Origin of the sequence: Glaciimonas sp. PAMC28666, assembly GCF_016917355.1 — a bacterium.
Taxonomy (GTDB): Bacteria; Pseudomonadota; Gammaproteobacteria; order Burkholderiales; family Burkholderiaceae_D; genus Glaciimonas.
Genome location: NZ_CP070304.1, coordinates 2,853,657 through 2,866,528, shown reverse-complemented (window position 1 = coordinate 2,866,528; position 12,872 = coordinate 2,853,657). Strand labels below are relative to the sequence as shown.

General features: G+C 50.7%; 7 protein-coding genes. 1 reads left to right on the top strand and 6 read right to left on the bottom strand.

What is annotated here, in order from left to right:
• The first annotated feature begins 145 nt into the window (after window positions 1–145).
• Complete coding sequence (locus tag JQN73_RS12310) at window positions 146–1,636, top strand: deoxyribodipyrimidine photo-lyase (RefSeq protein ID WP_205319075.1); 1,491 nt, start codon at window positions 146–148, stop codon at window positions 1,634–1,636.
• A 305-nt stretch (window positions 1,637–1,941) separates the two neighbouring features.
• On the opposite strand, the gene JQN73_RS12305 is transcribed toward JQN73_RS12310, so the two are convergent.
• The 6 genes from JQN73_RS12305 to JQN73_RS12280 form a co-directional block, all read right to left on the bottom strand.
• The gene (locus tag JQN73_RS12305) at window positions 1,942–8,310 is read right to left on the bottom strand and encodes an Hpt domain-containing protein (protein ID WP_240162244.1); all 6,369 of its coding nucleotides are present in this window, start codon (window positions 8,308–8,310) and stop codon (window positions 1,942–1,944) included.
• A gap of 164 nt (window positions 8,311–8,474) precedes the next feature.
• On the bottom strand, window positions 8,475–10,625 hold the full coding sequence (locus JQN73_RS12300; protein ID WP_370551361.1) for a methyl-accepting chemotaxis protein: 2,151 nt from the start codon (window positions 10,623–10,625) through the stop codon (window positions 8,475–8,477).
• A 287-nt stretch (window positions 10,626–10,912) separates the two neighbouring features.
• The gene (locus JQN73_RS12295) at window positions 10,913–11,587 is read right to left on the bottom strand and encodes a chemotaxis protein CheW (protein WP_205319073.1); all 675 of its coding nucleotides are present in this window, start codon (window positions 11,585–11,587) and stop codon (window positions 10,913–10,915) included.
• Window positions 11,588–11,602: 15 nt separating this feature from the next.
• Complete coding sequence (locus tag JQN73_RS12290) at window positions 11,603–11,968, bottom strand: response regulator transcription factor (RefSeq protein WP_205319072.1); 366 nt, start codon at window positions 11,966–11,968, stop codon at window positions 11,603–11,605.
• An 18-nt stretch (window positions 11,969–11,986) separates the two neighbouring features.
• Window positions 11,987–12,466, bottom strand: coding sequence for a PleD family two-component system response regulator (locus JQN73_RS12285; protein WP_205319071.1), 480 nt, complete (start codon window positions 12,464–12,466; stop codon window positions 11,987–11,989).
• Window positions 12,467–12,710: 244 nt separating this feature from the next.
• On the bottom strand, window positions 12,711–12,863 hold the full coding sequence (locus JQN73_RS12280) for a rubredoxin (RefSeq protein ID WP_108440313.1): 153 nt from the start codon (window positions 12,861–12,863) through the stop codon (window positions 12,711–12,713).
• Between the last annotated feature and the right edge of the window lie 9 nt (window positions 12,864–12,872).

The following is a 12,872-nucleotide window of genomic DNA, read 5'->3' as shown; positions in this document are numbered from 1 at the left end:
CCGACCTCGCGTAAAGTAGCCTGAATTGATACTTAAGCGCATGCGAACTGTCAGGATGACTCTGCCTTGCTCAGATAAATTGCGAAAATAATGATTCTTAGCAATTTATCATTGTTCACCTTATTTTTTCCCATCACCAATCTATATGCCCGAATTTGACAAGTCTCTGGTCTGGTTTCGTCGCGATTTGCGCGTTTTCGATAATGCCGCGTTACACCACGCCCTGAAGAATAGTCAGGCCGTCTTTTGTGTATTCGTATTTGACACAGATATTCTGCAACCTTTGCGCGACGCAGGCCTGAAGGCTGATCGTAGGGTTGAGTTTATTCACGCCAGCATCGTTGCGCTAGAAGCAGAACTCCGAGAATTGGGCGGTGGCTTGATCGTCCGTCACGGGTCAGCATTAACAGAGATTCCTGCCCTGGCGCGCCAACTTAAGGTGTCCGCTGTATTTGCCAATCGAGATTATGAACCACAGGCCGTCGCGCGAGATAACACCGTAAAAGACGCGTTGACCGCAAATGGTTGCACCTGGAACGTTTACAAAGACCAGGTGATTTTTGAAACCGATGAGATATTGTCGCTTTCCGTCAAACCTTTTTCGGTATTTACGCCCTACAAAAATGCCTGGATGAAACGACTTGCCGCTGCGGACGGGGAGTTCTTCCTCAAGCCTTATCCGATATCGTCCTACGCTACCCACTTCGCCGCCGTACCGCAAAAGCAAGCGGGGCCGATCCCTTCTCTGTCCGAATTGGGATTTGAGCCTACCAACCTCAGTGCGCTTAAAATTCCTACAGGAACTTCCGGGGCCGACCAATTGCTGAAGGACTTCATGCCTCGCATTGGAGATTATGGTGTGGCGCGAGATTTTCCTGCAGTAAAAGGCCCCTCGTATCTGTCGGTGCACTTACGCTTTGGAACAATTTCTATCCGAACACTGGCGCGGAGTGCCTACCAGGCCATACGCCAGGGAATCGAAGGAAGCGGCGCGGCAGTATGGCTATCAGAACTTGTGTGGCGCGATTTTTATTTTATGATACTGCACCACCATCCGCATGTTGCGCAACGCGCCTTTAAATCGGATTACGATGCCATTCAATGGGAAAGCGGCGCTTCTGCGAACGCCGCTTTCCAGGCATGGTGCGATGGCCGTACCGGCTATCCGCTGGTCGATGCTGCCATGCTGCAGATTAACCAAACCGGGTACATGCATAACCGTCTGCGCATGGTAGTAGCGTCATTTTTAATCAAAGACCTCGGCATCGACTGGCGCTGGGGCGAAGCCTATTTTGCTGCGCGCCTGAACGACTTTGACCTGTCAGCAAACAATGGCGGCTGGCAATGGGCCGCATCATCGGGCTGCGATGCGCAACCCTATTTCCGCATATTTAATCCAATTACCCAATCGGAAAAATTTGACAGCGAAGGCAAGTTCATTCGCCGCTATCTTCCCCGATTGGCCAAACTCAGCAATAAATCCATCCACGCTCCGTGGTTGATTGACACTGATACATTGCTCGCCGCCGGGATAACACTAGGTGTCGATTATCCGAGGCCCTTAGTTCAGCATGATGAGGCCCGAAAACAAACCCTTGCGCGTTACGCAGTGGTAAAAAAGGTCACCGCAGAATAGATGCAAGTTGACAGCAATGCTGACAAGACCGTTCCCAGCAAAGGAGACAATACCCGCACAATCTGGTCGAGCACTAATAACGTTCATATAGGCGTCTGTTATGCGTCTATTCAACACCTGACAAGCATTTACTCAGGACCCCCTCCGGGTTTCACCAGAACGCTGTTGATGCTTAAATAGAACGAAGCCCGGTAGCGCACCGTAAAAATGTGCAATATAACCGCACTACTCCGAAGTTCGTTCTGCATGTAAAACCAGGCGCTACTGAATTTAGGCGACCATTCCTTACGTGCTCCGGTGTTACGTCAAGATAATGCTGCTTCATTTTTTATAAACGCACCGATCGCAGCCAGTAACGCATCTTCCTGATAAGGTTTTCCCAGGTATTCATTGACGCCAAGCTCCATGGCATAAGTCCGATGTTTAGCCGCAGTGCGTGATGTAATCATAATGATCGGAATGTGGCGCGTCCGCTCATCGCTGCGTATATTTCGCGTCAGATCAAAACCATCCATATGCGGCATTTCGATATCGACGAGCATCACGTCCGGAGTGACCGCCTGTAACTGCCGCAACGCATCAATACCGTCTTTTGCCAGGACTACCTGATATCCTTCACGCGACAACATTCGCTGCGTCACCCGGCGTACTGTCAGCGAATCGTCGACTACCATGACAATTTTTTGCGTGCGCAGTCCTTGCACCGTAACGATCGGCGCAGTTGATTGCGGTGCCAATGGTGTCACTTCAGCTATGTCGCCAATGGCACCCATTGGCTGACTGACCGCGCCCGAGCCATTATTTACGTAGCCGGTGATCACCGGTCCTTCGGAAGTACTACCTGTTGCCTTCGGTAGCGCGCGCAATTGCTGCGCGAAACGCAGCGCCAATGGCACCGGATTCAGAATCAACACGATATCCCCGGATCCGAGGACCGTCGCTCCCACAATACCAATCAAGCGCGACAATTGCGGGCCAATATTTTTTACAACCACCTCTCGGTTCCCAACGATCGCGTCCACGTGAATTGCGACACGGTCGTTACCGCTACGTAAAAAGATAATAGGCGAGTACTGTTGGGCTATTGGGGAAACATGATGCTCTCCCAACAGCGCAGACATAAAATACAGCGGCACACGGTTATCTTGCCATTGCACGGTGCCGTCATTGTAGGCATTCGCCAGCGCCGTCGCTTTTAAATGCTGCACCTGCTCCACCAGGGCCGAGGGGACCGCATAAGAATTGCCACCTGTCGAAAAAATTACCACTTGGGTAACCGCTAACGTAAGTGGTAAGTGGATCGTAAAACGCGTCCCTTTGCCAGCTTCACTAAAGACCGCGACGCGGCCGCCGATCGATGCAGCTTCGGAGCGCACTACGTCCATACCAATCCCGCGACCTGCAAGTTTGGTCACTTCGGTCACGGTGGAAAATCCTGAGCGAAAAATCAAATCCGTTATCTCGCCTTCGGAGAGTTGCTGTCCAACGCCTAACAGACCCAACGATTCGGCCTTGGCGCGAATTTTTTCTAAATTCAAACCCTGGCCATCATCAGATAATTGAATCAATATCTCATTACCATTTTGACGGATTTCGATTTTCAATTCACCGATATCGTTCTTGCCTCCCGCACGACGAACATCGCGCGATTCAATGCCATGAACAATGGCATTGCGCAGCAAATGCTCAAACGGCCCCAGCATTTTTTCGAGGACGCTTCGATCAATCTCGACGGCGCTGCCACGAATATCCAGATTAACGCGTTTATCCATTTCCTTCGAGACTTGACGCGTCAAGCGATATAACCGTTCCGCGACGCTGGCAAACTGCACCATTCGCACGTGCATCAGGTCTTTTTGTAAGTCCCGCGTTAACCGTCCTTGCGTGACAAGATCCGCGCTGGCACTCTCGACCGTCTTGGTCAGACTTTTTTGCAACGACGATACATCGTTAACGCTCTCCGCCATAATTCGCGTCAATTCCTGCAGGCGGGTAAAACGATCAAATTCAAGCGGATCAAACTCCCGCTCACCCGCCAGGGTCATCCGCGACGAAATCTGGGTTTCTGCCTGTATTTCAATCTCCCGCAACTGACTCCGCAAGCGGTCAACGTTTTCAGTCAATTCCACCAAGGACTGCTGAAGCGAGCTGACGTCGGATTCTAGGCGCGAACGGGCAATCGACACTTCGCCGGCTTGATTCACCAACCTGTCTAACACCTCGGCATTGACGCGCACCTGCGCGACCGCGACCGCAGCAGGCGCCGCTGCCAGCCAGGGTGCAGGCGCACTGCCGGGGACCACCGCAGCAGGTGTTAAGCCCGCGGACCCGACCAACCCGGAGGACACGCTCCCTGGACGTATTCCATCCGACTCAAGCGCTGTACTTTGGCCTGTTTCACCTATTTTTGGCTGCGTAAAATTTGCCTGGCGCGGATGCTGCAATTCTTCGAACATCTGCACGCCATGATCGTAATGCGCAAGCAACTCATCAATTACATGGGGCGACGGTGTCGCGCTGTAAAGCGTTGCTTCAATATGACTTTCCATTTCGTGCATATGCTGTCCCAGAACCATCGCGCCGGCCATGCGCGCGCTGCCCTTGATGGTATGCAGATGCCGCAAAATCGCTCGTGCAGTTTCTAACGGAATCGCAATAGGGGCTTGACCAGGTTTACCGTCATTGTGAAAATCGCCGTCATTGGCAAGCATTGCCGCGCTCTGCCAACTACGCAGAGCACTTTCGATCTGCGGAAGAATATCGCGTCCCTCTTCGACAAACACGGGCAGCAGGTCGGCATCGATTTCGTCATGTAAAATCAGCGCCGGATCGAAGTCAGGCCGGTCGGGTTTTGTCTCCTGCCGTAGTATGGGATTAACGGTCCTCGGTTCAGCCACCGAAGGTTGTTGGCTTGGCGACGTGACAGGCTGGTTCTCTGAAGGATGGTTTAACTGATGCTCGGGTTGGGCATCCACATCCGTGGCAATCTCAAGTTTCGAATCGACGGCTTGTTCGCTATTGAGATCACTCGACTGCCTGCCAGGTGGCGCAATCGCTATCGCCTCATCAATGTCTATAGCGGAAGCGGCCTGATGCGCAGAATGCTCTTCCTGACCGTTCCGTAACGCATCCAGCGCGCTCACGAGAACTGGTTCGTAATATGGCATTTCACTTTGTGCAAATTGCTGCAGCATCCATTTGGCCCGCGCGACCGCGGATTCAATAATATCGAATTCTTTCGCGAGCACAGGCTCCTGTTGCATTTCCATTCGCTGTAAAACCATCTCTAATGCATGGGCAACGTTTTGCAATGGTTTGAAGCCAACGGTCGCGGAACTGCCCGCCAGCGAATGCGCAGCGTAGATGGAATGCACCGCAACCGGCCGCTCCGGCTCATGGCGCCACTCTGAAAAATCAAGTGATAGCAGACGCACCAATTGATCAGTCTCGGACAGATAGATGTTGTACAACGGCAACGCGATCATGAGATCGCCAATTTTCTTTATGCTGTCGTCTTGTCGCGCTTCCGGCAGCCCGGGGAAATTAAATATCTCGGCGCTAGGATCATACACATCGGATTGCGTGTTCTCGTCAGCACGCGAAAGACGCGCATTATCGATCGCCTCGATCGCGTTTGGTTGACTCGATGCGGATTCTGTTACAGACTCGGCATTAATGTTATCAAAGTAAAAAAGAGCCGCGTCCGCATCGTCCAACAGGGTAACTTCTTCAATAGCTGATGGCGAAGGTGATGGCGACGGCGATAGCGAAGTGACGCTGTGATGCAACTCACTTGTGCCATCCTTTTTGTCTAAACCATTGAGATTATTAATGACAGATATTTCTTCGGAATCATTCATCGAACCTACCTCGTCGACGAATTTCACCGAGGAAACCGCATCGGCATCGCGAACTCGTTCGGCGGCATCGGTCAATATTTGGGCCGTGCGAGATGAGTTGCCGTTTGCGTACACCTCCTTAATCCAGTCGTCGAGGAATATTGCCGCATGGTCCAGTAACGCAAATAACTCGGGCGTGCCGGATTTCGCCTCTGTAAGCCATAAGCTCAGCACTTGCTCAATACTCCACGATGCATCGCCAAATGCATCCATGCCGATCATCCGGCTGCTACCCTTCAATGTGTGAAAAGCGCGCCGCAACACAATTAGATTCTCTTGGTTATTCGGTGAAATCCGAGCGAGTGGAACAGTCCGCCGGACGACCTCCAGCACATCCTCTGCTTCAGAAAGAAAGATCTCCAGCAACTCGGCGTCGGCCTCTTCCTCACTCATCTGGGCCAGTGCCTCTGCCGTTATTTCCGGCAACGTTTCCGCCGAATTATTCGGCACAATCGTGGCAATAATTTCCGTTAGCGATTGGGCAGACGCGGAAAAAGATTGATCGTTCAAAATCTTGATGGCAGCCTGAGCCCGATCAGCTGCGGCGTGATCATCGCTCAACGCGGCGTCTACCCGCATTTGCACCAACGCATCTTTAAGTTGTCCATGCAACGCGGTGTTATCCGGGTCCGCAGTCAGGGAAAGTGCCAACTCAACCGATTGGGTCTGACGCTGCAGTAGCTCTTCTTCCACAGTCGGGACGTCAGGAAATGACAACGGCGGTAACGATCCAACGAAAGACGTTTCGGACAGGCTATTATTATCAAGTTGTGCTCTCGCTAGATTAGCTTGATCGAATTGCCTGGGCGGCGTCTCCATGGGTGGCACCGCGGTCGGCGAGCGCGTAGTACCAGATTGAACTATCGGTTCGCTGAGGACGGTTTGTGTAGCGATGCGACGTTCCAGGAGGTTTACCCGAAATACCCCGCGTTCGACATCAAAGTTCAAATGAATATTTTGAGCGCCAGAACGATCATTGGAGTCAATTAAGTCGGATTGACGTTGGGTGGTCTCCAGATAAAAACCAAGCGCGCCAATATTTTGTGCAATCCGCTCGAAAATTTCTTGAGAGGCTGGATTGGATTCCGTGCCCCCTTCCTCTAGAAACGGCAGAAGCGCGGCCCGCGTGTGTTCCACCACGGCTAGCGCTTCCAGTTGCTCTTGTATCGCGAGCGCTCCTTGAATCTGATGCAGGACATGATCAATCTGAATTAATACTTCTCGCTTGGCAGGCGCTAAAAAATACTCGTCAAATAGTTTTTCAACGTGACGCAAACTGGTTAACATCTCGCCAGCAAGCGCTTTTACGACGATTTTTTGTTGGGCTTCACGATATATATCATCCAACCAGGACGCTGACTCGGCCGGCGTGTCACCCGCCATAACCGACAACAAGTGTGCTGTCATGGCGTCGGCATGCTCAGAAAAACTTTCCGGCAAATGATTGATACGGGCGAGAGAGTTTTCGACGAAAAGCAAACTGGTCGCAATCTCCAGACCGATTGGATCACCGCGCCTGGTGTTGGCTGCATGACGCGCAATACCACTCAGTTCTCGCAATAGTTTAGCAAGTGATGGAGCATTTAATTTACTGCCGGCAGTGCTTAGACCTAGCATCTCGTGCTCAAACTCCTGGGTCGGAGCAGAGTCACCGGCGGCCAGCCGATCCCACATATTTTTTGCCCGCATCAAATGGTCTTTGGCAGCATGTAAGGCTGTCGAATCAACCTGACCATATCGGTGCGATCGAAAATCTGCAGGGACAATACCATCCAGACGATAAATACTCCGAATCTGAGCATTCTGCACCGAAGGGTTTTGTATCGCGGCGATGAAAAATAACGCATCGCGCAAGAGACGTTCGGAGATACTCGACGATCCCTGACTGACACGTCTCAACTGCAAATTGATGCGTGCAAATAATTGTTTAACAAATAGTTCATTAGAAATTTGCACCGTCGCCACAGCTTCAGCGAAGCCCTGCAATACCCACCAGAAAGCACGCGACTGATGGTTTTTCTGCACAACCGAAATCTCAGCAATGACGCCCTGCATAATGGCAGCATTGGACATTTCTACCGTACTATCGGCGCTTTTTAAAAAAGGCAGCAGCGCCATTTCAAAACGCTTACGCAACGGTCCGTAGTCGATTGGCTCGACGTTTGCCACATCGGGCACCAGTTCGAACTGTGGACGAATCGTCAAATCAGGGAAAAACAAATCAGCGGGGTGGCCGCGATTCGATCCTTGAATTTCTAGCAGCGCTTTGTAATAGGGGAATAATTTAACCGGTTGATGCGGCGTCCCTGCTAGCAAGTCTTCCAGATATTCGATTAATGCCTGATAGGCATCTTGAATACTCTGCACTCGATCAGGGCTTAATGCAGCCCCCCCTGAAGCTGGCTCCGATTGCACCGACTCAAGCAGGTTTTCAACCGTTTCGGTAATGATCGTGACGCCTTCTATATCCACCATTTGTAACGCACCGTGCGCTTGATGCAGCTGCGTCTTGGCAAATTGAAGCGCAGTAGTATGATCATACAGCGGTGTGACCGGGTCCCCTGAGCGTTTCACAACGGGCCCGCTGGCTGAAACGCCATCATCCGGGGCGAATAAGTAACGTAAAGCGCGAAGTGACTGTCCAAGTGCTTCGCGGATTTCGCTCATCACCCAAGACAAAGAGCCAGTATCGGGCTGCGTTGACGAGACTATTTGCACGTTTGAAACTACCTGCATTGGTGAGACTGCGGCGGGGCCGGGATAATCTGTGGTCATGACTGCCTCATCGGTTCTAACGGATCACTCGGGTCAAACGGCGGCTGATGCGCCCATAATGACGTGAGCTTCTAGAGCGTAAAAAGCGTGGATGGTATTTACTTCCCCTTCCGCAAGTTAAGCTTAATACGAACAAGACTAACTTAATGCTCCATCAAACTCCGCTAATTGGTGACTCGGAAGCGCGATACTGAACTTTTCAGATCATCCGCAAGTTTCGACAATTCACGAATAGACATCGCTGTCTGGCTCGTCCCTTCACGTGTTTTTTCTGTCACCGAAAGAATATTCTGAATATTGGATGCCACGCCATTTGCTGAACTCGCCTGCTGCTCGGTAGCCAAAGAAATATTTTGAATCAATTCAGCTAAGCGGTTCGAAACTCCGCGAATATCTGACAACGCAGCACCAGCGGCATCTGATAATTTCGCCCCTTCGACCACACCCTGGGTCGACTTTTCCATCGCCACTACTGCATCGTGGGTATCGGTTTGAATGGTGCGTACTAAAGCACCAATCTGCTTGGTCGCCGCCCCTGAACGCTCTGCCAGACGCTGAACTTCTTCAGCCACTACCGAGAAACCACGGCCCGCTTCACCAGCAGAAGCCGCCTGAATCGCGGCATTCAGCGCCAGCACATTGGTCTGCTCTGTAATGTCGGCAATCAACTCCGTAATTTCACCGATCTCTTGCGAGGATTCACCGAGGCGTTTGATGCGCTTTGAGGTTTCCTGGATCTGTTCACGAATCTCGTTCATGCCAGTAATAGCGTTTTCAACGGCTTTGGAACCTTGTTCAGCTGCACTCACCGATTGTCGCGCCACATCGACCGAAGCGCTCGCAGATTTCGACACATCCGTGATCTGGATTGCCATTTCCAATACGGCTAACGTCGCCTCTTTAATTTCACGGGCCTGGTTTTGTGACGCCTCCAATAATTCCGTCGAAATACTTTGCGCTTGATCTGACGCTGTCGTTACTTGTTGTGCAGTAGCGGTGACGCGACCCACCAGCCCCCGCAATTCTTCTACAGTGTAATTGACAGAATCTGCAATTGCGCCGGTTATATCTTCCGAGACGGTCGCCTGAACCGTCAGGTCGCCGTCGGCGACTTCTTGCAATTCGTTCATTAATCGCAAAATCGCGGTCTGGTTTTGATCATTCAGGTTACTGGCGTTCAACTCATGTTGAATCGCCAACAGGCGCTGGTCTTCGGCCTCGAGCCGACGCATATCCGCTTCATGCGTCCGACGGTGCCCCTCTTGTACCTGCACCCGGGCGATGCCGACCGCGGCCAATAGCACAAGTAAAGCCGACGCAAGCATTAGCCAGAAGGGAAGGCTTTGTTCGTCCTCCTGGTTACGATACTTGTCTTGTAAAGCGCTTAGGCGCTGCCTCAATGATTCGTTTTCGGTAAAGATCAATTGTTCCGACTGTTTGGCGGATACAAAATTCTGCATGTTCCCTAAAATTGCGGTCACGGCGACCTGATATTCCGTAAAACTCTTTTCCAGTTCGCTGAGTTTTTCGCGCTCTTCCTGATTTTTTGTGGCTGGCAACCGTAATATGTCGCTGCCATTCAAAAACCCGTCCACGATATCGTGGAAAGTGTTGGTATCTTTTCCGAGCAGGAAAGCAGTTTCGGGATTCACTCCTTCGGATGTTAGAAATTCATTCGCACTACGTCCCAGACGTTGCGTTAGCATTACCAATTGTGACGATGCGGCAATTTCACCCGGCGACGCACCATTATTGGATTTCAGCGTCGCAATTTGCTCCGACAAATCTGACAATACAGGCGAAAGACCATTTAATTTTTTTAACGTCACACCGAACTCCGCCAGCTCTTTTTGGTGTTTTATAATCATATCGGCTGCTTTATCGGTGTTTAGCCAAATTTTTTCAACAGCCGCAACGACTGCGGCCATTTGCGGGTTAGCTTCAGGGATGTCATTTCCTTTGTATTGGCCACCGCTGGCCAATAAATGTAAATCCTGACTGAGCAATTTGCGACTGTCCGCCAACTGCGTAAAAGCTTCCCTATTTCCTTGAATCGCATTTGGTGTCGCCTTCCCGATTCGCTGAGAATGCATCAACGCATCTCCCGCAATTTGCGTCTGCGTGGCGACCATCGTGGTACTTCGGGTACTCATCCATAGGAAAACGATTGTCAACACCAGACCAAGGCTCAGTAACCCCAATAAGGTCCGTACCTGCTGGCGTAATGTTAGCCTTCCGATCAGCGGTAAAGGGTTGTCTATGTAAGGTGTAACAGGCGGAGTCGCAGGCTCTTCTGGCGAACGGGGTGCGCCCATTGGCTCAGAGGACGCGATGGGTGGTGATTCGCCGTAGTTCATTGTCATCGCCGGGTCTTGGGTTGCGTTTGAAGCAGGGTCATGCGCGTGGGATTGACCCTGCGCTGTCATTCCCGTTGGTTCGGACTCCTGTCCTAGAGGCTTACTGCCCTCGTTCTGCTCTTCTTGCGCCGTTGGTTGGGCTGGGTGTTTGAATGCCATTACTGAATCTCCTGATTGCCAATTCGATACTGCCATTGAAAACGCCAACTGTTGACGTCGATAAACTGGCCGCTATTCCCCTGATTTCATATGCCTATATGTAAAAAGCGAGGGGTATTTATTACCTGTGTCAATTTGAGTTCAGTCCAAAGATGCGACTCATTATCCAAATATTGTGCAGCGTCCTGGGCAACGCTTGTTTCCGTCGTATTAGCGAGACTACCGGTACTCTGCTCTTGATGTCCGAGCACAAGCGCAACCTGTGAGATCGGCTGCAGCACAGGCTGCAACACCGGCTGCAACAACATTTCATCGACATTGCGTAAGCCGAGCACGCGACTCACCAATAAAGCGCTGTTAAACGCCAACGCATTGCCGAAGGCGATAATCCTGGTCTCCTTGTCGATCACAGTGATTGGATGACCTTGAAAGCAGGCAAAGTCGACGACGCTGATTAAGCTTCCGCGAATGTTTGTGAGTCCAAGATACCAGTCTTGCGTCAGCGGTACTTTTGCGATGCGATCGACCGCAACAATTTCACCTGCTTCTTCCAGGCTAAGCAGCCAACGCTGTCCCCCGATCAATAGACCCAATCGATTTTGATGGGTATTTCCACCACTTCGCGCGGCTTCCATTCGTTCGAGTAAATGCGATTGAAACTCACGCAATCGGCTGCGTCGGGCATCCGCATCAACTCCGAATTTGCGTGAGGGGAGAAGGCCCGAATACTTTATCTGCGGGTCAGCATTTGATTGGCTCATGAATGGTGCCTGGGCTTAGCCGAGTGCAGCGATTTTAGCCAGCAGCTCCTGCGGATTAATCGGCTTTACCAGATAATCCCGTGCACCTTGACGCATGCCCCAGATGCGATCTGTCTCCAGGCCTTTGCTACTACAGATAATGATAGGAATATCTTTCAATTCGGGATCCCTTGTAATGGAGCGTGTAACCTGAAATCCGTTCTGCCCAGGCATTACGATATCCATTAATATCAGATCCGGTTTATCAGCCTTGATCTTGGTAATAACACCCTCGCCGCTTTCGGATGTCGAAACGGAGTAACCGCCTTTTGCGAGGATATCGGTCAAAAAATAACGCTCGGTGGGAGAGTCGTCTACCACCAGAATTTTTTGTATGGCCATGCTCAACCTTTACTTCAATTATGTCGGAATAGTCGGAATAAATACCAGTGCTGTGTCGACTGGCATTACGGGTGGCGACGCAGCAGCTAATGCCTGACTGGCATCTTGAACGTGCTGAGTGAAATGACGGACAGTTTTTAGCAAACTATCTTTAGTAAATGGTTTGGTCAGGTATTCGTCGGAACCAACCATCGCGCCTCTGGCGCGATCGAATAAACCGTCTTTTGAAGACAACATCACCACCGGAGTGGCGTGAAATCTTGCGCTCTTTTTAATGAGCGCACAGGTCTGATAGCCGTCTAACCGCGGCATCAAAATATCGCAAAAAATTAGTGCAGGTTTATGATCGTTAATTTTGGACAAGGCATCAAATCCATCCTCAGCGAGAATAACTTGATAACCTGCCAGACTTAAAAAAATCTCGGCGGAGCGGCGAATAGTGCTGCTATCGTCGATCACCATAATCTTCAGGCTGGCGACGCCAATGGGTTGTGTCATGAAATGTTGTCCAGATGAATTTAATTTACAAATCACTGTAACAAAGTTCAAGAAACTTTAGAACTAGATTTCGACCCGCCATCAAATTTGATGGTTTTTTTTGAGTTTTCTACAGATAAATCTCTGACGACCTCGCTTTGACATGCGAATAATCTGCTGTTTGTACAGATAAATTACACAGATTAATCTGCATGACATGGAATACAAGCGAACGAAGATTGTCGTCTTATTATCATTGCTAAACTTATATCGCTACCATTTCAAAATCTTCCTTACGCGCACCGCATTCAGGACAAGTCCAGTTCATCGGCACGTCATCCCATAATGTTCCAGCGGCGATCCCTTCTTCCGGCAAGCCCTGCTCTTCGTCGTAAATCCAGCCACAAATCAGACACATCCAGGTTTT